This is a genomic window from Spartinivicinus marinus, assembly GCF_026309355.1.
Taxonomy (GTDB): Bacteria; Pseudomonadota; Gammaproteobacteria; order Pseudomonadales; family Zooshikellaceae; genus Spartinivicinus; species Spartinivicinus marinus.
In genome coordinates this window covers 6,396,470-6,418,515 of the sequence record NZ_JAPJZK010000001.1, presented here as the reverse complement: position 1 = coordinate 6,418,515, position 22,046 = coordinate 6,396,470, and the positions used below count along the sequence as shown (strand labels likewise).

The window sequence follows — 22,046 nt, the reverse complement described above, 5'->3', positions numbered from 1 at the left end:
CTTAAAGCTTAAAAGCGCTTACATTTTGCCCGAGCTGTTCTGCCAGTTCCATTAACTTACTGGTAGCCTGTTTGGTTTGCTCTGTATCGCTGACAAACTGACTAGTGACTTCCTTTATTTCTCTCATTGCAATGGTGACTTGATCAATTCCTGCTACCTCTTGGCCAACAGCTGCAACGATTTGTTGGCTTGCCATTGTGGTTTCACGAATCACTTCGCCTAGCTTCTGCATGGTTTCTCCTGATTGAGCAACCAGTTCAACCCCTTGATCAACCCCTTTGCTTCCTTCTTCAGTGGCCATTACTGCTCGATCTGTTGCATGGCGAATATCTTGAAGGATTTTTTGTACTTGGGCTGTTGACTGTTGTGATTGCTCAGCAAGCTCTTTAACTTCAGAAGCAACTACGCCAAACCCTTTGCCTGATTCACCGGCTTTAGCTGCTTCAATTGATGCATTAAGCGCTAGCATTTTCAGTTGTTGTGCTAACCCGGTAACTGCTGCCGTAATATCACCAATTTGTTGGGTTTGTTCGCTAAGCGCTAAAATAGTATGCGCAATTCCTTCTACTCGCTCACGGATAGCATTCATACCTTCAACACAGCGTTTTACCGCTTCCAGACCTTGCTCGCTTTCCTCATGAGTGCGCTCTGCCATTTTTCCAAGCAGTTTTGCTTTTTCCAGCGTTTGACTAGAAGTTGCTTTTATTTCTTGCAGTGTTGCAGTGGTTTGAATAACGGCAGCAGCTTGCTCAGATGCACCTGAAGACTGGGAAGTAATGGCACCTTTGACTTGATTAAGAGTTTCAATAATTGCTTGACTAGCATCTTTGGTTTGACCTGCCATTGTAGCAAGTTTAGCTGTCATATTATTAAGGTTTTGCCCTAACAGAGCGACTTCATCATCGCCATTGATTGTAATGCGATCTTTTAAGTTTCCAGCAGCAACTTTGCCTATAAATGAGCCATATTTTTTAACATGGGTTTCTATATGTATTTTAGATTTGCTAAGATCAGCTATTAAATTATAGGTATAAGCATCCATCACGAGTTGTAAGTCAAGGCAGAATATTTTTCCTACCGCACTCATTGCCTGTTGGCGTAATTTAGATCGGAAGTGATACTTTTCTTCGATGATGTGATGAAAATGGTGAAGGTAAATTGGCATACTGCCGATGAACCAGCGGGGGGTAACGCCAATTTGACTATGTATGGAACCCATACGACAGCGGCTTTCAAAATAGCTAGCAGAATAGTTGCCTTGAAACATTTCAAGCAAATATTTGCGCATGGATTGTCTTAGCCGATCAATACTAGAGTCTGCATTAGTAATTATATTGTCCAGTTCAGGATAGCGTTGAAAGTTTTGATAGAAGTCATCAACAATTATCTCAAGTCGGTTTTTTACCTCTGGTAACATATCTAATAGTATATTTTCGTCTGCTTCTGAAAAGCTCATAAACTGCTTTCGAGCAAGCTGCTGCTTTGTATCTATTCCCATTTGTTCATTGAGAGACTGCACCCTCGTATCCATTACTACTACCTCAAAATAGTGATGATAATCTTATTGATTGACCTCTAAAGCTTTATCACTAAAGATAGCAGTAAGATCAATAATGGTGATAGTTCCTTTATAGATACCTTTAACATAGTCAATGTTGGTTACTCGTTCAGATGAAATAGGGGGAGCGAGCATATTAGGAGAGTACGTATTATTTTCTTCTATTTCACTGACCAGAATACCAGCAGTAATACTGCTTGCTGTAACAATGATTACTCGACTATCATCAGTTACCTCACTCGCTTCTATATTAAAAAAAATAGCTAGATTTAGCACGGCTAGTAAGCTGCCTCGCCAGTTAATGACGCCTGCGATGTGAGAGGGCACGCAAGGTACCTTTGATATGTTATTGGCATAAGTGATTTCCTCTAAATAATGATATGGAATTCCATACTGCTCGCTTTGGCCAAGTTTAAATCGGATATACTCTTCTTGATTAGTGCTTTTTAAGGCGAGTTCAGTTTTTGTTTCAGCAAGTTCAGTTGCTCTTTTGTTGAGAATACTCTTTTGCTTATCATCAACAGGTAATAATTCATTGGCACTGATATAAGGTTGTTGTGGGGGAGAAGAGGGGGAAGGACTATCACTATTATTAGTGTTTTTAGACATAACTACTTTTTTCATGCTGACTTTCAATGAATAACACTTATACTGCTTCTAATAGTCATTATAGCGGTAGGAATCATGTTATATTGATAAAATGATGCTTATCTAATTAAGGCTAGGCAATGGTTGAAGGAGATTCAACAAATTTAAGCTAGATATTTCTTCAATTCATTGAGTTCTGGCATGTAGGTTGATGGAGTCCATGCGAGCCATTCAATTAACTTTTAGCTACCTTATCAAGTGACTGATACATACTAATTTCTTCTTTGATAGTATGCGCAAGATGCTCGTAGGTTTCATCTACGGTATTATGGACGATATAATGCGCATTTTGCTGATTCACCAAGTTAGCTGCACATTCTAATATTTCAATGCCTTGCTTTATCTTCCCTAACCGAATTTGTAGTAGGCCGTAGTGGTAATAGGCTTCTAAAAATTTACTATCGATATAAATAGCTTTTTTAAGGTAGTCAACAGCATGTTGATACTCACCTTGTTCAATTAATATCAAGCTATAAATTAAATAGCCATGTTTATCAAGAGGTTTAGATTTTATATAAACTAAACATAAATTGCTGGCTTCATCAAGTTTACCAATATTTGCTAAAGCCTTTGCTTTATACTGTATTGCAACCGGGTACAGTGAGGAATTATTAAGTAATTGATCACATAGTTTTGAAGCTTCAACCCAATGCCCGGATGTCATCATGGTTTGAATTGTTACCAGCAACGTCTGATTATTATTTTCTTGTTGAGTCGAAGGTGGTTCTTTAGTGGTGGATTCTGAAGGGTAGTTGCTAGCGGAGCTGGGAAAGGCGTCATTGATGAAATCTTGTGTTAAGTCAGGCTGCTTTATTTTGACAAAAAACTCTCTATTTAAAAACTGGTATTTTGTTAACCACGGAGAGTGGTAATTAATTAGGTCAGACGCACTAAATATTAGTATGCCATTAAGTTTTAGGCAGTTTATAAATTTTTCAATTATTTTTGGCTTAGCCAGTTTGCTTAAGTAAATAAAGACATTTCGACACAGAATTAAATCTAGATTATTGGTTTCACTCCATATATTGGGGAACTGATCCTGAGATAAGTTTATAAAACTAAACTTGACTAAACTCCTTAGTTGGTCATTTATTTGATAAATTTTTTCGGTAGATAATGTATTTACATGAAAGAATTGATTGATGATAGCTTCTGGTGTAGAACGCATGGACCAAGCATTGTACTGTCCTTTAATAGCATCACTTAAATTAGTTTGATTGATATCTGTGGCTAGTAGATGAATATTCCAACTCTCTATATCCGGTAACAGTTTATGTAAAATAATAGCGATGCTGTATATTTCTTGTCCTTTAGCGCACCCCGCGCTCCAGATACGTAAACTTAGCTGCTGGCTTTCTCTATGTTGCCGAATGATACGAGGTAATAATTCTTCTTCTAATAACTGGTTTTGCTCAGTATCTCGAAAAAAGTAGCTCTCACTAATGGTAATCGCATTGATCAAGTGAGAAAGCTCAGGGGCGTCGTAATCGGCATTACTTAAGTCTAAGAGGTATTCAGTAGGGGATTGGTAGTTAAACTTTTCGCAAGCACTGCTTATAGCATCATGTAAATAAGGAATCTGATATGACTGTAAGTGAATACCGAACCTATTAGCAATAAAGTCAGTAACCGCCTGTTCTGTTAGATCTGTAATTTTCATAGTGAATATGAGGTTGTTAGAGAATAATGATATTACCTTATAAAATATGGCTATTTACATCTCAGTAATACCCTTATTTGTGAGTTACTTATTGATATTTAAATTGTTTCACAGCTTTGTGCTAAGTATTTGACATCCAGTATAAATGAAATGGTTTTATTAAAATTTACGGTGCCAATAAAGGGAGAATGTTTGCTTTCGATATACTGTAAGTTTTCTGAACCAAGAATATCAATATCCATCACCTGTCCAACGGCTATACCAAATAAATGTTTATTATAACGGCAAATAATAATGGTTGTTTCAATACTATAGGGTTTCGGTGTACCAAGTTGTAAATACATACAAGGATCAATAATTGGAATAGCCTGTCCATGTAGGTTTAACATTCCTACCATGTAAGAAGGGGCTTTTGGGGTTTTAAATAAGTCAGCTAAAGTAATAATGCGTTTAATATGATCAACAGGTAAACAACACTGTACATCTGCAACCATAAAATGAAGAACATATCTACCTTCAACGAGGGTTGCTAATGTTTTTTGTTCTGGTGCAGCAGGTTGGTGAGTAGTAATCATAATAATCGGCTTATGAGGAATTGATGATCTTTTGATACCAACTAGAAATACCTAGTTTCATTACCTTTTCTGTTAATTCGCAACTTTTTGATAAAGTAATTGACTCTTTGGGCATTTGAAATAATTTTGGTTCTGCTTTTAATAGAGCAATGAACTCTTTTACTAATTTGGCATCTCTTAATCCTTTTTTGGACTCCTCTTTTAAAATCTTAATAGTGGTTTCTTCTGAGAAAGCTTCCTTATACGGACGTTTGGAGCTAAGTGCATCATAAATATCCACTACTTGAAATATACGTGCTAATAATGGAATGTTTTTACCTGATAAGCCTTCTGGATAACCTGATCCATCCCAAGCTTCATGGTGGTATTTAATAATGTCGACGGTATCTTGAAGTGCTTTAAAAGGTTTGCAGAGTTGTTCACCAATGATGACATGTTGTTTCATGATTTCCCATTCACTCTCATTGAGTTGGGAAGATTTTAATAAAATATGGTCAGGTATTCCCAATTTCCCAATATCATGAAGAATGCTGCCTCGACATAACGCATCGATTTGCTGATAGGTAAGCTTTAAGTTTTGAGCAAAGACTAATGATAAGTGTGCTAAGCGATCATAAGGACCATTTTGGTGGGCATCTTTTGCCTCTATAATACGGGCTAAGGTAAAAAAAGCCGTTTCAATATCATCTAAACGATCAATAATGCGTTTATGTCTGACCGCTGCATTAACGCGGGAGACTAGTTCAGCCGGGAAATACGGCTTTTGTACATAGTCAGTTGCTCCTGCAGACATACCGCGAATGACATCATCAGGGCTTTCTAGGCTAGTTACCATAATGATGGGTAATAATGCAAAATCAGCTTCTTGGCGTAATATTTTGCAAACATCCAAACCATCAATATCTGGCATTAGGACGTCAAGTAAAACCACATCATAGTGATTGTTTTTAATTTTTTCTAATGCTTCTTGGCCATTTTCTGCTTCGTCAATTTGGTAAGCTGCACTGCATAAGGCAGTTTTAGCAAGCTCCCGATTGGTTGCCATATCATCAACGATTAATACCTTGGCAGAGGTGATAAATTCTCCATGCATAGGATATAACAGCTTTCGTTTGGAGGGTTTATAGATAAATATTTACCTATAATTATGTATGAAAACTAGGTAACGGCCTGATATTTGTCAATAGTAAAAATTGTGAAGAGCGTGTTTGAAGACAGGTATGAAGAACAGAGGACTTTATAAATGCCCAAAGAGGCATTTATAAAAAACACTCAAAAAGGAGTATTATAGGGTCCTTTATATCGCGTTAATGACTAAATCGCTATTTGCTAAACAACTACAAGCTAGTACTACATTATCAGTTTTTTCTTCCTCTGATAAAGGTGTGTCAGCTAGCCGTTGATAATGGCCAGATACCACTTTCACTTTGCACTGTCCACAAATACCCGCTCGGCACATATAAGGAATGGCAACTCCGGCCTGTTCCGCTTGTTGTAGAAGAGGCGTTTGATTATCGCCTTTGACCATTATGTCCCACGAGTCAAAGAGTATTGATACGGATTTTTTTGGAGTAGCAACTTCTTGGGTTTGTTGTGGAGTAAAGAAGCGTTCTTCATAATAATCTGTTAAACCGTGACCTAATTGTTGGCTAAGGGTTTTACAGTGCTCCATAAAGCTGGCAGAACCACAAACAAAAATAGCGCGTTCAGCTAAATCAGGTATACATTGTTGTAGCATGGCTTGATTGAGTCGGCCTTGATAACCTGGCCATGCAGGTATTTGAGTTGGTTGAGTCAATGTTATGTGAAGAGTAAAACAAGGGTTTTGTTCGGCCAGTAGTAGCAACTCATGATAAGCAATGATATCAGCTTGACTTCTTGCAGAGTAAATTAACACCACATCAACGTTTTCCAGGCGATCGGTTAACCAGCGAAGAATGGATAACATAGGGGTAATACCACACCCGGCAGCTAATAATAACAGCTTGTTATTATTGGTGCGTTGAAGATGGAAATCGCCACTGGGTAACTGAGCGGTGATTTGATCTCCTTCCATTAAATGGTTATGAAGCCAATTAGATACTACTCCATTTTCTTCGCGTTTAACTGTAATAGCGAAGTGCTCTGGCCTGCTAGGTGAAGAAGACAAAGTATACGTGCGGGTAATCGCTTGGCCATTTATAGTAGGTTGTATAGCCAAATATTGACCAGGCAAGTAGCTGGGTAAGCGCTCTGTACTAGTAAATAAAAATGTTTTAGTGGTAGGTGTTTCTTCAATAACACGCTGACAGGTTAATTGTATGTCAGTTGTGGAGTGGTTACCTTGCTGGGTGGTTTGGGTGGGTTTTCGCTTGATTGGCGCATTGTCAATATAAACCGCAGGTGCTTTGGTTTTTATCACCTCAACAGAATCACCTATAACTATTATACCTTCGTTTAATGCAACCAGGTTTTGTCCAAAGAAGATATTATGACTTTCATCGCTGCGATAATTAGCCAATGTAGTAACAGGTTCTTTCAGTGGGCTTTTGGTAGCATTACTTGGGTTAACAGTTGTAAAAATACAGCGAGCACAAGGAGAAACTACATCAAAACGTACTTCACCAATTTTGATCTGCTGCCAGCTGTCTTCAGTAAATGCCTTGGTACCATTGACTACAATATTTGGCCGAAATTGGGCCATTTCAATAGGTTCAGCGGTTCGACAGTTTAAGTCAATTAATGATGCTTCTGAAATGAGCAGTAGAGGATAGCCATCAGCGAAGCTAACTTGGTCATTAGGGCGTTTTTTTACTGGGCGTTGTGAACGATCACCATAAAAATATAAATGGCAAGGCTTACCTAAAAACTCACTAAACCATAGGTCATACTCTTGGTAACAGTATTGGGCCTGAATGGTGTCTTTCCAGATAGTAATCGGCTCGTATTGGCTGGTAAATTGAGAATAGTTAATGGTTAAGGTTGGCATGCCAGGGGCTGAAATTTGCATGCCTACAGGAATAATGGCTGATTTAATCAAGGTCAGTTGAGGGTATTGGCGTCCAGTTATAAACAGCCCATTGTCATCTACCAAAACAAACCGCCGGTCAAAGACTAGTCCTTCGCGATTAGCCATTGCTTGGCTGACGGAAAGGCCTGCGGTTGATTTGATGGGGTAAACGGTGATTGCAGATAAACGGGCAGTTTGAGACATGAAACATCACTCTAGCATAGTCAAGAAGTTTACCTTAATCGATTCCCCTAGGTTAGGCAAACACCTCAAATAGTAAGCTAATGATGGCAATACAGCATAAGCAGAGAGTGAATTGGCGAATTTGCGCTTTACTAATAAAGTGAAGTATTCGATAAGCAAGCCAGTTGCCTAATAAAGTCGCCGGGACCAATGGCAGACCAAGTTGTAAGTGTTGCCAATTAAATCTGCCCATTATTACCAGGATAATTAATGAAGTAATACAGCTATAAAGAAAAAAACCTGCTAGGTTGGCTCGAATAAAGCTGGTGCTTTCATTTTGCACAATCAACGCCATTGGTGGCCCTCCAATGGAGGTGCTGGTACCGGTTAAACCGGAGGCAAACCCTGCAATAAACAGCGCTCTAGGGGTGGCTTGAAAAGACCAGTTTGCAAGACTAGTCAGCAAGGCAAAAGCGATCAGGATGGCCAGTGAAGCGGCAATTAAGGAGGGGGATAAGATGAGCAATATACCACCACCTGCGATACAGCCGGGGATACGGCCTAGCATGGCAGCGGTTAAGCCTTTCATTGAAATTGAGTGCCGGAAGTAATAAGTATTTGCTAAGCAATTAAATAGTGCTGCCAGGATAATGGGGCCAGGTACATAGTCAGGGTTTATCAAGAATAATAATGGCGCGGCGATTATAGCCATCCCAAAGCCTATTGCCGTTTGCACTGCTGAGCCGATCAAAATAATCACAAAGGCGAAAGTTGTCGTAAACCAATAGTCCATTGATCTATAACCTGTTACGGTATGAGAAGGCATGAGATAAGTAGTTTAAGCTGAATAGCCTATGGTTGGGTAGTCAATGTTGATATGAGTTGATGTTTGCTTAAGCTGTAGCTACAAGTGTTGCTTAAAAAAAACCGCTGTTGATGATAATTAAAAAGCTTTGATTATGTTAAAATTTTGGTAACAAGTGAAAAATTCAAGGCCAAGTGCTGAGGAAGTTATATGAATGCTGAAGTAAGGCTACGTATAAAAACCCTGCTCAATATGTTAGGCATGGGCGATGTTGAGCTACCAAATGAACCTGTAGTGAGCTTAAGTATAGATGACAAACTCACCATTAACATTGGTATGACAGATAATAGCCAAATTATTACCTTTTTTAGTAGTGTCGGTAAATTAGTGGATGGTGATTTTTTGCAAGCAAAACAGCTGCTGAGCAATAATTTATTCAATGCACAATTTCCTCCCATGCTGACGGCCATTGATGAAATGAGCAACGACATTATCCTATGGACTCAGCTTAATCTGGGAAGCACCGATGATGCTGAGCTTTTCCAAATGTTAGAAACCTATATTAATAAGGTGGAAGAACAGGTGCAGACAATAGAAATAGGTAGCAAACCACCAGTAGATCAAACTCAATCCTCCACAATGAGTACTACATTTGGTGTTAAAGTCTAAGGTTTTTTATTCGATTGAATGTACAAGCGCTACGTTATGAAGTGTTTGTACATTGTTATACCCTTCACGAATGATTTCTAGGTTTTGTTATATTCACTCCTCACCCCAATCATCTATTATTTATAGGCTCATGGGGTCTCGTCACTCGATGGCTTCACCTAAAAACCATTCGTATTGGGTATAATCGTTACTTGCTGTATTCCAACCTTTTGTTTGTAAGTGTAAAATTACTTACTATAAAATGCTTTGACTGCGGCACTTCTATTTATCATTATTGGAAAAACTACCGATCGGTTAGAATGGTATTAACCTTATTAATACGACATATATTAGTCAAAGCCTTTAAAAAAACGGACGTTCGGATTAAAATCTAGCCGCGTAAAATAGTCATAAGCATGTTGATATTCCCATTGCGAAAGGTTTTCGCTGGCTGCAAGTAACGGCCAGGTAGGCATTTATAAAAAATGATTCGCGAAGGATATAGCATGCTTTCATATACAGTTGTAATGAATAAGTTGGATTTATAGTTGTCTGATAGTAAACGTTTACAGATATGGGTGATTTTGGCGCAGCTTTTTGCAGAAGTAATACCATCAGAGCGTGTGTTGGAGAGTATTGCTAATGAACTACAAGCAACGCAAGTCGAGCGACAAATGCTATATACCATTTATCGTTATGAAGTCGCCCCTTGCTTTTGGCGAGAGCACTGGCTAGCTATGAATCAGCCACCCATTGGTTGGTATAGCCCAAGGCAAATTACCTATAGAGTGGGGATTCATGTAAAAAGCCTGTCTCCACGAAAAAAAAGGTGGATTGATATAAAGTGGAAATTACTGGGTAAATGGGTTCCGAATCATTGGCAACAGCTAGAAAAGTATTTAGCCTGAAGCTATATTCTTTGAGAAAAATTATTTGGCTTCTTCTATTTTTAATTAGCTAATAGTATGCTTAATATGTATTCCAGTAAATTATTGCTGGATTATGATTAAACTTTAAAAAAAGCCATTAACACATTTAACTCTTTAGCGGCATCAAACATATTTTGGGCGCTTCGGTGACTTTCTACAACGTTGCTATCAATTTCAACAATTTCTTTATTAATACTCTTCAGGTTTTTGCTGACACAAGTTGCTTCTTCAGATGCTTGTTTTATAAGCTCAACTATCGCCATCACATGACTCTCACACTCACTGGCATTCTTACTCATGGTTTTGGTGGCTAAAAAATTATTTTCTACTGACTGAGATATTTCTTTAAAACTGTTAATGACTCTATTAGTAATTACATCTGCATTAGTGCATGATGCTGATATCGACTCTATATTTCGAGAAACAACCACTATGGTTTCAGCTTGTTGTGCCATCATTTTAGCTATTTTTTGATTGTTATCATTGACTTCTGCGGAGCGATCAAAGGCATTATCACAGTTTCTCATGACAATAGTTAATCTAGTTTGTGCTGTTTTCACGAGCCTAGCCAGTTTAACATTGGCCTGCTGAGTTTGAGCGGCTAGCTTTTTTACTTCACCTGCAACTACTCTAAATCCCCCCATATCATCAGCTGTTTGACAGGCTTCTATCGCTGCATTCAAGCTAAGTACATTGGTTTGGGTAGAAATTTCAGCGATTTGGTCGATGAAGCCAAAAATTTCATCTGTTACGCTTTCGAGTTCGCCGAGCACTTTGATTGTTGACTGTACGCTTGCTTGGGAACGGGTAGCCGCTTGACTTGAATGTTCTGAGAGGGCGTTAATGGTACTGATATCATTTGAAAACTGATTCATCTGCCCCGTTACTTGGTGAATACTATCATAAATACTGTTTGAAATTTCACTTAGCTCATCAATATCCTTTACACTGGTTTTTGTTAATTTATCTAAGTTATTAAGGAGTGATACAGACTTTTCTATTGAAAGATTGACTTCACTAATATTTTTAGAAGTACTGACGGTTGCATCGGCAACGGACATTACATTGGTTGCCATGAGATTAGAGCTATCTGATATTTTGCCTGATTGTGTTTTGAGCGATTCTGAGCTTGTTGCAATGTCTTTAAAGGATTTAGCAAACTCACTAGCCTGTTGGGCTTGGCTGTTTGTTAATGATTGGGTATTACGTATGACGGGGGAAATACGATCATGAAATAGGTCTTGAAGAGAGCGAGTCATCATGCCAACTTCGTCTTTTGTTGATACAGAAACCACTGAAGTCAAGTCTCCTTGTTTGGCAATTGAGACCATATTTGATAGCTGCTTTATTGGTTTTATAAAAACTATTTTTATATAAATAAAAATACAAATATAAATTGTTAAAGTTATGCAGCCAATTAAAGCTAATGATTTAGCCAGTACTTTGTTATTGTTTAACACAGTTTGCTTGTTTTCATCGATTTTCAGGCGATGTATATTCTTCATTTGTAATACTAAATCGCCAGCACTTTCCAGCTGTAGTTTGCCTTTCCCAAGTAATAAGTTCAGCCCTGCTTCTTGGTCAAAATTTTTGTTATAATGAATCGCTTGATCTATTGTTGTATCCATCTCATGAATTATTTCAACATAATTATCTATCTTTTTTTTCAGAAGTATGCTTTTTATGTTGCTTCTGTAATCATCTACATAATTTTCAAATAGACGACGCTCTTCTTCAATAATTTGTTCTAGATCTAGCATGCTTTGCTCTTCAGTTAATGTCATATGAGTAATGGCATAGAGCATGATTTGAGTAAAGTGAGTATCAAGGTTTTGTGCAGAAAGGATAGGGTCGACTTCTTCTTCAATAATGGCAACCGTCTTTTCAGTTGATCTGGATGAAAGGGTATAACTAATAATCGCTACACTAAGAATAATCAGTATATTTAAAATACTATAAAGAGTAACCTTGGGTAATATGTTCATATTAATTAAAGCAGGTGCTCTACTTATTTCATCATTGTTTGCCAAGTAGCAGGTGCGGCAGGTATATATTGGCCATCCTTAAGTTGACTAACAATAACAAGGTTGGAGCCTTGATAAGGATTGCTGGTAAAGTCGATATCTAGCCCTCCGAGGTTGAGTTTGGTGATTTTTACTTGCTTCATAAAGTTTTCACGAGTTAGCTCGCCATCAATATTATTAAGAATAGTCAATGTCATTTTACCAACGATGTAACCTTCTAGAGATACAAAACCAAAGTCACTTTTTAAAGCTTGTTTAGCCTCAGCAACAATAGGCAATTTGGAATCAAGTAAAGGCACTATTTGGGTCATCAATACTCGATCTGTTGCTTTATACTTGGTTAAGTCAGCTTTGTAGTTATCAGCGCCAGTAAATGATACAGCCGAAATAATCCATTTTTCTTTATTCACTACATTTGCAACCCGAACGAAATGAGCAATATTGCTATAGGCACCAACAGTAACAACTAATTTACAACTTTTTCCAGTTTCTTGTTCCCACTCAACAAGCGACTGGTAACCTGGACGAACTTTATTAGTGTTTCTTTGGTAAACGCCAATAGGTCCAATACCATTTCTGGCGGGAATAACGCCTTCCATTTTGATTATTTTATCGTATAGATTTAGCACGTTAGTATCTGTATTGTGTTCAGCAAGAGCTTGACGAATACCAATTAAACCAGCCATCCCATAAGCATCATTTTGTACATAGGCACATACTTCACTGGGTTTCAGTCCATTAGTAATTCCCTGGTTTATGACAGCAGCTGTTTCTTGAACATAGCTTGCTCGAAAATTAACGACAGGCCCCAGTGCTGGACGCAAAATACCTGCGCCAGTAAAAAAACCAACAGCAGGAACATTCGCTTTTGCAAGTAAGGGTAATGTGACTTTGGCTGTTGGCGTACCTACATTGCCAATCATTAAAAATATTCCCTGGTCAATTAAAGTGATTGTGGCATTTCTTGATTTTCTGGGTTCATAAAAATCATTGAGGTATTTTATTATGATATTTTTGCCTTTGACGGTTTGATCTTCCAATGCCGCGTTGAGCCCTTTTTGCATACCAAGGCCCAGTCCTTTCGCTTTTCCTTTTAGGGCAAGCACAGATCCAAAAATAAGCTGTGAATCCGTAACGCCTGGGTCTGCTGCCCAAGTAGAACTAGCAATCGTCATGCTTAATAGTAATGTACAGTGAATAAGCCTCATTTTTCTAACCACTCAGTAGGGTTGCTAATCGACAAGTATAGACAACAACTTCTTTTATATAAGTACTGGGGCCCCTAATAATGAGTGATTTCGTCAGTAAGTAGTGAGGATGACTCATCGTGTAGGATAATTATTAAAACGTGATTTGATACATATTATTTTGTGATGTATTTCAAAAAGGTGTAGTGATGGGCTAAGAGTGACAAAATGGGTCACTTTTAAAAACGACATAATTTGGTGCTTAATCTTAGCTATCCTTATTTTTCTATGTATATCTGTATATTTTTTATAGAAAATAAGTGTAGCGTTACAGGCTTTCAATAAAATCTAAAATTTGGCATAAATTATGCTGTCTGTTGGATAAGGTTTAGTTGTATGAGGAATATCAATATGCAGCAGGCAATTTTCCAGTGCTGGTCTGTTATTGTGCGTTGGATGGAAGTGTACTACCCCTCTGGTTTAAAAACATTGAGACCAGCAGCTGAAAATAAAGCATTGGCAAGATTGACTAGCCACTTTCCTTTATTACCTACGGTTTTAGTTGAGAGCCTCGCATTACATGATGGTGAGGATGAGCCGGGTATTCTATATGGCCATTATCAATTACTTTCTGCAGAGGCCATTATTGAGTATTGGTATGAATTGCTACAATTTTGCTCAGTCAATGATTGTTTATTCCATTCTAATGATAAGCAACTATGTGGAGGGCGATTTGGTATAGGAAGGGTACCCTTTGCAGTCAATCGAAATACCCAAAGTCAATATTTGTGTATTGATTTAAATCCAGGTATTGAAGGCATCATGGCTCAGGTCATTGAGGTGGACTTTGATCACTTAACGCTGTTTTACTTGGAGAAGAGCTATACTGGTTTTTTAGCAACCTATGCGAATGGCCTTCATACTGGACGTTATGAAATATCCAAGCAGGGTAATCAACTGGTGTTAAATAAACACTTTGTTAGTTTTTTTTATCAGCACCTATCATCTTTCCAATTAACTACTGATTCTCTTAAGGCTTGTTTTTATTAAGGACAAGCCTCTTACCTGATTACGAATGACTTTTAGGATTGGTTGTTATTGCTTCTATACTCCTCGCGAATGATTTTTAGGTTTTGTTACCATCGCTCGGTGGTCTCGTCTAAAAAATAAACGATGATGGACCCACTTCGATTAAACATACCAAGGAAATTAGCTTGAATTTATTACACCCACTTTATCCGGTCAGGCAGCGTCAAATTAACTGGTTTTTGGATAGATTAAATAAGGAATAAATGGTCAGTTAACGGGAAGATGACAGTATTTGATTCATGTATTAATGATCATTAATTTGGTTTATATAACGCCGATTTTTTATCATATATGTGTTTAAAATTATATGTAACGTGAGAACTGGTTCAAAGTAAACATGTGTTTGTTTAATGTAAAGTTCACTTCGAAGTTCATAAGTAAAACCACTGAGATATAACCTGACAATTTTTACTGCTCGAGTAAAAACGACCTACCGAATCAGATAAATATTAATTTTGGCTGTTTAAGGACAACCGATTAGCAGCTGAACCGAACACATCAACCCAGTTTCTTGATGTAATTAGAGAGGATAAAATGCGCTTGTTGAATAAAGCTTTTATTAGCCCCCTGGTTCTGGCAATTTCATCTATGAGTAGCCACATTGTTACAGCCAACGAGGTTGTCGATGGACCCGTTATTTTGGATGTAATGGCTGTGTATACAAACAATACAGCAAAAAATAATGATATGGCTGCTAAATTGAGCCAGTTTATTACCTATGCGAATAAAAGCTATGAAAACAGTAACATTAATATTAAGTTACGTTTGGTTCACCATAGTGCTTTACCTCAATCAGAAGGCTTTTCAGATAATTTGACTGGCCCTTTATTGAAAAAATTAAAAAATAATGAGTATGTTGCTGAGTTAAGGGCAAAGCATGGCGCTGACTTTGTTACTTTAGTTGGCCCTTCTAATCAATATTGTGGACTAGGTTATTTACCTTGGGGTAATGGTAAGACTGGTAAAATAGATGTGAACTCAAAGGGAGTTGCTTATAACTGGGTTTCTCTTGATTGTACAAGCTCCTATGCTCATGAGTTAGGTCATAATATGGGGCTAAGCCATTCTCGAGCACAAGAAAGCCGGGGTTCAATTTTCGATTGGGGTGTCGGTCATGGCGTTAATGGTTTATTTGTTACGACAATGGCTTATCAAAGTGCTTATGGTAATGGCAAGTGGGTTCCCAGGCTTCAATATTTCTCTAATCCGAATGTTTATGATTGTAAAGGGTTAGCTTGTGGGGTGAAGAATAGTGAAGCTAACAGTGCTGATGCAGCGCAAGCATTAAACCGTGTAGCGACTCAATTAGCTGAATTTATGCCGGCAGCTTACGCGACTAGCCAGGTCAACAATAACAAGACAGAGACAACCTCAAATAAAACCCAAACGACTAATAGAAAAAATACAACAACAAATAAAACGCAAACAACGACTACAAACACGACCGAAACGAAGGTCGCAACAAGAACGGTTGTTAATAATAAAGTCTGTAAAAAACCTGAGGTGAAAGGAAACTTAATTAAAAACCCTGAGTTTTCAAATAATCAGCATCAATACTGGGGAGCAAGTTATGCAAGCCAGCTCAATGTTGAAACTATTACCAAATCCTGTGGTAAGGATCAGGTATTAAAAGTGACTAATCATCAGTACGGCGCTGGTACTTATACAAAAGTAACTGGTTTAGAAGTCAATAAGCGCTATGATTTTTCTGTTAAGGTTAAGTTGGCATCCAGCCAAAATACTCGCGCAGATACCAAAGTATTACTTTATATTCCGGGTCAAAAATATGTAGAGTTAGACTCGCAGTCTGTTACTGATCGTGAATTTAGCCAAATAAAGGCACAATTTACGATTAAGCCAGGCCAGGCTCAACAAAGTAATGAAGCTTATTTGTTTGTTTATATTCCACGTAGTGGCATTCCATTTATGCTAGATGAGGCGGTTGTAAAACAAGCTTCTCATCAACCAACCGTTGTAAAAAGAAAAACGCCTCAAGTGTTGTTGAGTAACTTTGAAAGTGGTTTGCAAAGCTGGCATGAAGGCTTCAGAAGTAAAGTGTCTTTATCGAATTTAGCCAGTGAAGGTCGTTATGGTTTAGCTATAACGCAACGTCCATATTGGTATTCTGGTGCGGCGTATGATGTGCGAGGACTGTTGAGTCATGGTCAAACCTATAAAGTTTCGGCTAATGTAAAAGTGACAGATACGACTGTAGGTCATCAATACGCGGACATGCGATTGTACTATATTGATGATAGTGGTCATCACTGGGTCGTAATTAAGCGCCAATCAGTGTCTGCGGGTCAATGGCACACAATTAATGGCACGATAAAAATCATGCCAAAAGGTAAAGTACGCTATCAAAAGCTCTTTCTTTTTGGACCTCAGGCGGGTGTCAATTTCGCTATCGATAATGTTCAGATTGAGCAATAAAAAATGGTTAGCCCGATTATTTCTCCAGGCTACAGCAAACTTTCAGGTAGTTTCATGATATTCGGGCTAGGGCTGCTTTGCAGCCCTGTCAATTTCGCTCAGTAAGAGGTTTAAAACATGCTAAAGCCAATGGTGTTAGGACTAGGTGCACTATCTATAGGCATTAGTTCTGTTTTTATGATGAAACAGGATATTGATGTTTCACCACAAACAAATCCGGTGATACAAGCAACTGCGCAAGCAGTCCCTTCCTTACAACAGATAATGACTCATGATGCAGACATTGCTAAAGCGGTTGAAAAAAATGCGTTAGCTGAATTTAAAGCCGCAGACCCAAGTGAGTTAAAGTTGCCTGTAGATGAATGGGTAAATGATTTTTCTGGCCAGGCTGAGCCTCAAGTAGCTTGGGTAGTTGATGCAGAGAACCCAATTATTGAGGAAGGGGGTATCCATGTTGCCCATGTGCAGATGAACCCTGGTGTTTTAGAGCAATTAAGCCTTGGTCAGACCCTAGTATTGAATTTACCTCATCTTAATGAATCTGTTCAGGCGGAAATTACTTCAACCCATAATACGCAAGATGGTGTCGAAGTATGGCAGGGCCAAATTGAAAATGGCCAAGTTTATGAGAATGTATCAATCAGTCGTGGTAATCGACAAACCTATATTACGGTAGCAACAGGCAGTGGGGTGTATTCAGTAAAAGTCGATAACCAAACAGGGCTGGCTACTATTATTGATGATGGTGAAATCACCAGTCGAAAGTCTCAAGGTAATACAGATACGATTAAACCCAAGCCGCTTCAAATAGTACCACCGCAGTTAACGATTTAACCCAGATGTTGAGCCCTCTTAGTTGAGGGTTTTTCCTTTTTATATCTACACTTATCTAATAATCTCTTGATAGTGAATATCCATGCCACTTAGGTAAAGCACTTAGGTAATGATAGGTGTTGTGCTGTAAATCGATATTGTCTATTTGGTTATCATTACTGGTTTTGTATGTGATCGCGAGTAGTGATGCGTCAGCAAAAGAGGTATTTCTCATCCGGCCCCACAGTGCTGAGCAGCCTTTAGAAGAGAGCTTTCGTTATCAGCTATTTGACCTGGTATTGTCTGTTACTAAAAAACAGTTTGGTGATTATTCCATTAAAGGATACCAGGGGAAAATATCTCAAGACCGCGTTATGGACTTAATTAGCCGCGGGATAAAGTTTAGAATTATTGCGACAATGACGTCAGAAAAACGAGAGAATATCTTACAGCCTATCCGAATTCCCTTACTAAAAGGCTTGATTGGCCATCGTATTTTTATTATTAAAGCGGGAGAGCAGGCTATCTACTCTGGTATTCAGTCGTTAGCTGAATTAAAAAAACTAAGAGCGATTCAGGGGCATGATTGGCCTGACACTGAAATTTTAATTGCAAATGGCTTTACAGTCGTCAAAAGCCCAGATTATTTAGGCATATTTGATATGCTTCAGTTAAATCGGGCCGACTATTTCCCGAGAGGGGTGGGTGAGCCTTGGACTGAGGTTATTCAACATGCAGATAAAAAGTTGCAAATTGAACAAACAATTATGCTGCAATACGACGCGCCTTATTATTTCTTCGTAAGAAAGAACGATATGTCATTATATAATCGAATTAAAACAGGGCTACAGATCATTATGGCTTCTGGCCAGTTTGATCGGTTATTTTATAACTACCCAGGTCATCAATCGATGATAAATAAGGCTAATATGGCTCAACGACGTTTATTTAGAATCAAAAACCCGTTTCTTAAAGTTAATCCTTTTAAAGGGGGAAGGTATCGTTATCAACCAGGGGAAGAAAAACGTTTTATGCATTCTGCTGATTAGTAACCTATTCAATATGATAGAAGAGAATTACATTTAGGGTGTTTTCACTTTAAAGATAGATTGCCTTGGTGATTAAAATAATAATAAAAGAAAGTAGAGTAATGATAAGCTAAAATTGAAGTTAACTAGCTTTATAGTAATAAGGTAGAGCGAATAAAGTAAGCAGGTTTAGCTATATCAGTTATGATTAACTTGTACTAGTATAATGGCAGTCTGATAAAGACTGAGGGAAATGTGTAGTATCCCAAGATGAAAAACCCTCTGGCGCCTATCTTAACTCACCGTAAAGATCATCCCTTAACTTATCGTTTGTTGGGCTATATTATCCTCTGTAGCTCAGTTTTTGCCTTGATTTCAACTGCATTGCAACTGTATTTTGACTACACCAAGGATATTAGCGTTATTGATGAGCAGTTTTCACAAATTCAACATAGCCATTTACCCAGCTTATCGGTTGGCCTATGGCATGTGAATATGCCTCAGGTGCATAGCCAGCTTGATGGTATTTTACAGTTTGCGGATATTGTTCATGTGGAGCTGGATAATGAGCTAGGAACGGTGATTAAACTGGGTGAGCCGACAGATCCTGTGTATCAAATCGAACGAAGCTTTAAAGTGGTCTATGACGATGTCCATTTAGGAAAGGTTGAAGTAGGTAAACTGGTTGTACAAGGTACGTTGGAGAATGTCTATAACCGATTATTTGATAAAGCATTGGTGATTTTATTTACCCAGCTCGGTAAGACTTTTATCGTTTCTATTTTTATCGTGCTCATTATTTTGTCAATGGTAGCCATTCCACTCAGTCAAATGGCACGGTATGCAAGAAAATTGGGGCTGGCCAATTTAGCAAAAGAGCTGAAGCTAGTTGGCAAGCAGCCCTCAAATCCTCCTGATGAAATTGATGAAGTGGTAAATGCTATTAATGATATGCGAATGTCTTTACAAAGTGACATGATCAAACGAGAGCGAGCTGAGCAAGAGTTAAACCATTACAGAGAACACTTGGAGGACTTGATAGAGAGTCGTACTGCTTTACTTCAGCGGCGGGAACAAGCTGAAAAACTGGTTGCTCGACTATCAACGAAATTTATCAGTTTGCAAATCGATGCGATTGAACAAACAGTTGATCATGCCCTTAGCATTATTGGTCAGTTTTTTGAGTCTGATTATAGTTATATTTATTTGATTAGTGATGATGGCCAATATCTTTATAAAGCATTTGAATGGCGCAATAATGAAATTCAACATACAAAGTCATTACCTAAAGTAATATTTATTGATGATTATCCATGGCTTCAAACCAGGTTAGGTCATAACACTCAGATCCCCGATGTGAGTTTATTAACGGGTGAGGCAAATTTAGAAAAAGACTTATTTGAAAGTGCAGATGTAGGTTCCTTTGCGATGGTACCGTTACGTATCCAAGAGCACTTACGTGGCATATTTGGTCAGGCAGTAGCCAATACAGCAAAAACCTGGACCATTGATGACTTTGTATTAATGCGTTTGTTTGGTGATATGGTCGTGAGTGCATTAATCAGGAAAGATATGGAAATTAAACTGAGAGATGCAAATGAAAAATTAACTAGGCTGGCTATTCAGGATGGATTGACTGGGTTGAGCAATCGTCGCCACTTCGATCAAACGTTAAAAATGGAATATATCCGTTTTTCTCGTACGCAAAGCCCTTTGTCACTGATTATTTGTGATGTAGATTATTTTAAAAAATATAATGACTTTTATGGTCATGATGCTGGTGACCGCTGTTTAAAACAGGTTGCTCATATCTTAGAAGATATCTTTAAGCGAGAAACTGATTTAGCCGCACGTTATGGTGGAGAAGAGTTTGCCGTGATTTTACCCTCAACAGGGCCAGAAAATGCGTTGGAGCTGGCTAATCAATTAAGGGAAAGGATGTGTGACTTACAAATACCGCACGCGGCTTCCCCCATTAGTTCCTGGGTGACTGTTAGTGTGGGTGTATTGACCGTTGATGAGTCCATTATTACGGATTTAGACCAATTAATACCAACTGTTGATAAAGCACTGTATCGAGCCAAAGATAATGGACGAAATCGTGTTGAGGTCGCTGTTGCAACCGCAGCCTAAACATGGCCAAGTATAGCGTTTCTTCTCTTCAATCCATTTTAAAAATGAGCATGATCTTCTACCAACGATGACTGAAAATATTGATGAGCTTTTAGAAGACACGGAGTCACATGAACAGCGGGTGTTTCCTCGTCGAGAGGTGAAATGGAAGGCGGCTATTAAAGATAAACAAACTGGACAGATAGTACGTGCAATAACCATTAATGTATCAGAGCAGGGTGCACTATTGGAAACCGATATCTGTTTTAAAAAGATGCAAGTATTGCCAGTGATGATTCAAGTGATTTATGGCAGTAGTAAGTTAGTGATTTATACAACGGCTGAAGTGCGCCATGTAGTCATAAGAAAAACAGATTTTCACTTAGGGCTTCAGTTTAAAGAAATAGACCCGAAATCTCAGAAATTTTTAGCGAGATTTGCTGAGCGGGCCATATAGTGATGCATAGCTAAAGCGACTTATTGTGGAGGATCAAGCGGGCTAGACGGTAGAGGGTCGGACTGACAGCATTTGTCTCCTTGAACCCAGCGACAACTAAAAACAGCAATACTGGTTCCAATTAATGGGCCTGCAATATAAGGCCATAAACTCGCCAAATTACCACTCATTAAGGCAGGCCCAAAAGAGCGAGCAGGATTCATCGAGGCACCACTGATAGGGCCTGCAAACATTGCTTCAAGGGCCACAACGCCTCCCACCACTATGCCAGCAACCAACCCTTTTTCTTTAGCGCCTTCCGATACACCAAAAATTACGGTCATTAACCACCAGCTTAAAATAATTTCCAGGATAAAGGCTACTAGTGTTGAGTTCGCTGGTAAGGTGGCACCTAAAGTTGGATGTTGAGGAAAGAAGGTTAATAATACAAAAGAGGCTAAACAAGCACCTAGCAGCTGACTGATAATATAAGGCAGTAGCTGTTGGGTGGGAAAACGTTTGGCCAGCCAAAAGGCAAATGTGACGGCAGGGTTAATATGAGCCCCGGAAACATCACCATAGGTATAAATAACTGTACACACAATCAGACCAAAGGTGGCGGCAATGCCGACATGAGTAATAGTACCTTGGCTGACATCATTGATGATAATTGCCCCAGTACCGGCAAAAACCAACATAAAACTGCCTAATAATTCAGCTAGCCAAAGCCGCCATGATGCATATATCATCCATTTCACCCAGTTGAGTCAGTGTTTTAGCAGGATATTATAAAATTAAAGGCGATAAATTGGTATGGCGATAAGAAAGGCTTCTCTAAAAAACCTGCACTTTGGGTATATTATATAAGGTGAAAGCAGCAGATTATAAAGCGAATTGAGCATATCATGGGCATTCGTTAGTATATGGGT

Annotated in this window: 18 protein-coding genes; 8 read left to right on the top strand and 10 right to left on the bottom strand. The window is 38.5% G+C overall.

Going from position 1 to position 22,046, the window contains the following annotated elements; genetic code table 11:
- Position 1 precedes the first annotated feature (1 nt).
- The 7 genes from OQE68_RS28180 to OQE68_RS28150 all read right to left on the bottom strand — a co-directional run bounded on the left by OQE68_RS28180 (position 2) and on the right by OQE68_RS28150 (position 8,406).
- On the bottom strand, positions 2-1,531 hold the full coding sequence (locus OQE68_RS28180; RefSeq protein WP_180566716.1) for a methyl-accepting chemotaxis protein: 1,530 nt from the start codon (positions 1,529-1,531) through the stop codon (positions 2-4).
- A 30-nt stretch (positions 1,532-1,561) separates the two neighbouring features.
- Positions 1,562-2,182, bottom strand: coding sequence for a chemotaxis protein CheW (locus tag OQE68_RS28175; RefSeq protein ID WP_180566717.1), 621 nt, complete (start codon positions 2,180-2,182; stop codon positions 1,562-1,564).
- Between the two features lie 199 nt (positions 2,183-2,381).
- The gene (locus tag OQE68_RS28170; protein ID WP_180566718.1) at positions 2,382-3,866 is read right to left on the bottom strand and encodes a CheR family methyltransferase; all 1,485 of its coding nucleotides are present in this window, start codon (positions 3,864-3,866) and stop codon (positions 2,382-2,384) included.
- A 98-nt stretch (positions 3,867-3,964) separates the two neighbouring features.
- Positions 3,965-4,441, bottom strand: a complete 477-nt coding sequence (locus OQE68_RS28165) for a chemotaxis protein CheW (protein WP_180566719.1) — start codon at positions 4,439-4,441, stop codon at positions 3,965-3,967.
- Positions 4,442-4,451: 10 nt separating this feature from the next.
- Complete coding sequence (locus OQE68_RS28160; RefSeq protein ID WP_180566720.1) at positions 4,452-5,534, bottom strand: HD domain-containing phosphohydrolase; 1,083 nt, start codon at positions 5,532-5,534, stop codon at positions 4,452-4,454.
- A 204-nt stretch (positions 5,535-5,738) separates the two neighbouring features.
- Positions 5,739-7,634 (bottom strand): hybrid-cluster NAD(P)-dependent oxidoreductase, encoded by a 1,896-nt coding sequence (locus tag OQE68_RS28155; protein ID WP_180566721.1) that lies wholly within the window; start codon positions 7,632-7,634, stop codon positions 5,739-5,741.
- A gap of 52 nt (positions 7,635-7,686) precedes the next feature.
- Positions 7,687-8,406: a sulfite exporter TauE/SafE family protein gene (locus OQE68_RS28150; RefSeq protein ID WP_180566722.1), complete on the bottom strand. Its 720-nt coding sequence runs from the start codon at positions 8,404-8,406 to the stop codon at positions 7,687-7,689.
- Between the two features lie 222 nt (positions 8,407-8,628).
- Between OQE68_RS28150 and OQE68_RS28145 the strand changes: the two genes are divergently transcribed.
- Both OQE68_RS28145 and OQE68_RS28140 read left to right on the top strand, forming a co-directional pair.
- A complete protein-coding gene (locus tag OQE68_RS28145) occupies positions 8,629-9,087 on the top strand; it encodes a type III secretion system chaperone (RefSeq protein ID WP_180566723.1) in 459 nt (152 codons plus the stop codon).
- 527 nt (positions 9,088-9,614) lie between these two features.
- Positions 9,615-9,974, top strand: a complete 360-nt coding sequence (locus tag OQE68_RS28140) for a DUF7079 family protein (protein ID WP_180566724.1) — start codon at positions 9,615-9,617, stop codon at positions 9,972-9,974.
- Positions 9,975-10,072: 98 nt separating this feature from the next.
- Here the strand turns inward: OQE68_RS28140 and OQE68_RS28135 are convergent, their stop codons facing one another.
- Positions 10,073-11,980 carry a methyl-accepting chemotaxis protein gene (locus OQE68_RS28135; RefSeq protein ID WP_180566725.1) on the bottom strand — a complete coding sequence of 636 codons (1,908 nt, stop codon included), beginning with the start codon at positions 11,978-11,980 and terminating at the stop codon, positions 10,073-10,075.
- A gap of 23 nt (positions 11,981-12,003) precedes the next feature.
- Positions 12,004-13,227: an ABC transporter substrate-binding protein gene (locus tag OQE68_RS28130; protein WP_180566726.1), complete on the bottom strand. Its 1,224-nt coding sequence runs from the start codon at positions 13,225-13,227 to the stop codon at positions 12,004-12,006.
- Positions 13,228-13,617: 390 nt separating this feature from the next.
- On the opposite strand from OQE68_RS28130, the gene OQE68_RS28125 reads away from it, so the two are divergent.
- The 6 genes from OQE68_RS28125 to OQE68_RS28100 all read left to right on the top strand — a co-directional run bounded on the left by OQE68_RS28125 (position 13,618) and on the right by OQE68_RS28100 (position 21,138).
- Entirely contained in the window at positions 13,618-14,256 is a 639-nt protein-coding gene (locus OQE68_RS28125; RefSeq protein WP_180566727.1) for an SMI1/KNR4 family protein, read from the top strand.
- A gap of 627 nt (positions 14,257-14,883) precedes the next feature.
- Positions 14,884-16,728 carry a biofilm-associated metzincin protease Mep72 gene (gene mep72 / locus OQE68_RS28120; RefSeq protein WP_180566728.1) on the top strand — a complete coding sequence of 615 codons (1,845 nt, stop codon included), beginning with the start codon at positions 14,884-14,886 and terminating at the stop codon, positions 16,726-16,728.
- 117 nt (positions 16,729-16,845) lie between these two features.
- Positions 16,846-17,562: a protease inhibitor BamI-like protein gene (locus tag OQE68_RS28115; RefSeq protein WP_180566729.1), complete on the top strand. Its 717-nt coding sequence runs from the start codon at positions 16,846-16,848 to the stop codon at positions 17,560-17,562.
- Between the two features lie 116 nt (positions 17,563-17,678).
- Positions 17,679-18,590: a type 2 periplasmic-binding domain-containing protein gene (locus tag OQE68_RS28110; protein ID WP_180566730.1), complete on the top strand. Its 912-nt coding sequence runs from the start codon at positions 17,679-17,681 to the stop codon at positions 18,588-18,590.
- Positions 18,591-18,839: 249 nt separating this feature from the next.
- Positions 18,840-20,702, top strand: coding sequence for a GGDEF domain-containing protein (locus tag OQE68_RS28105; RefSeq protein WP_180566731.1), 1,863 nt, complete (start codon positions 18,840-18,842; stop codon positions 20,700-20,702).
- A gap of 67 nt (positions 20,703-20,769) precedes the next feature.
- Positions 20,770-21,138 carry a PilZ domain-containing protein gene (locus OQE68_RS28100; protein ID WP_180566732.1) on the top strand — a complete coding sequence of 123 codons (369 nt, stop codon included), beginning with the start codon at positions 20,770-20,772 and terminating at the stop codon, positions 21,136-21,138.
- A gap of 20 nt (positions 21,139-21,158) precedes the next feature.
- On the opposite strand, the gene OQE68_RS28095 is transcribed toward OQE68_RS28100, so the two are convergent.
- A complete protein-coding gene (locus OQE68_RS28095) occupies positions 21,159-21,866 on the bottom strand; it encodes an MIP/aquaporin family protein (RefSeq protein ID WP_180566733.1) in 708 nt (235 codons plus the stop codon).
- Positions 21,867-22,046: the final 180 nt, after the last annotated feature.

Bases quoted from the DNA above. Each gene is read 5' to 3' on its own strand.
- OQE68_RS28160 (WP_180566720.1), bottom strand. From the start codon at position 5,534: ATGCATGGAGAATTTATCACCTCTGCCAAGGTATTAATCGTTGATGAT.
- OQE68_RS28100 (WP_180566732.1), top strand. From the start codon at position 20,770: ATGACTGAAAATATTGATGAGCTTTTAGAAGACACGGAGTCACATGAA.
- OQE68_RS28175 (WP_180566717.1), bottom strand. From the start codon at position 2,182: ATGAAAAAAGTAGTTATGTCTAAAAACACTAATAATAGTGATAGTCCT.
- OQE68_RS28145 (WP_180566723.1), top strand. From the start codon at position 8,629: ATGAATGCTGAAGTAAGGCTACGTATAAAAACCCTGCTCAATATGTTA.
- OQE68_RS28095 (WP_180566733.1), bottom strand. From the start codon at position 21,866: ATGATATATGCATCATGGCGGCTTTGGCTAGCTGAATTATTAGGCAGT.
- OQE68_RS28130 (WP_180566726.1), bottom strand. From the start codon at position 13,227: ATGAGGCTTATTCACTGTACATTACTATTAAGCATGACGATTGCTAGT.
- OQE68_RS28150 (WP_180566722.1), bottom strand. From the start codon at position 8,406: ATGGACTATTGGTTTACGACAACTTTCGCCTTTGTGATTATTTTGATC.
- OQE68_RS28125 (WP_180566727.1), top strand. From the start codon at position 13,618: ATGCAGCAGGCAATTTTCCAGTGCTGGTCTGTTATTGTGCGTTGGATG.
- OQE68_RS28155 (WP_180566721.1), bottom strand. From the start codon at position 7,634: ATGTCTCAAACTGCCCGTTTATCTGCAATCACCGTTTACCCCATCAAA.
- OQE68_RS28180 (WP_180566716.1), bottom strand. From the start codon at position 1,531: ATGGATACGAGGGTGCAGTCTCTCAATGAACAAATGGGAATAGATACA.
- OQE68_RS28105 (WP_180566731.1), top strand. From the start codon at position 18,840: ATGAAAAACCCTCTGGCGCCTATCTTAACTCACCGTAAAGATCATCCC.
- OQE68_RS28170 (WP_180566718.1), bottom strand. From the start codon at position 3,866: ATGAAAATTACAGATCTAACAGAACAGGCGGTTACTGACTTTATTGCT.
- mep72 (WP_180566728.1), top strand. From the start codon at position 14,884: ATGAGTAGCCACATTGTTACAGCCAACGAGGTTGTCGATGGACCCGTT.
- OQE68_RS28115 (WP_180566729.1), top strand. From the start codon at position 16,846: ATGCTAAAGCCAATGGTGTTAGGACTAGGTGCACTATCTATAGGCATT.
- OQE68_RS28135 (WP_180566725.1), bottom strand. From the start codon at position 11,980: ATGAACATATTACCCAAGGTTACTCTTTATAGTATTTTAAATATACTG.
- OQE68_RS28165 (WP_180566719.1), bottom strand. From the start codon at position 4,441: ATGATTACTACTCACCAACCTGCTGCACCAGAACAAAAAACATTAGCA.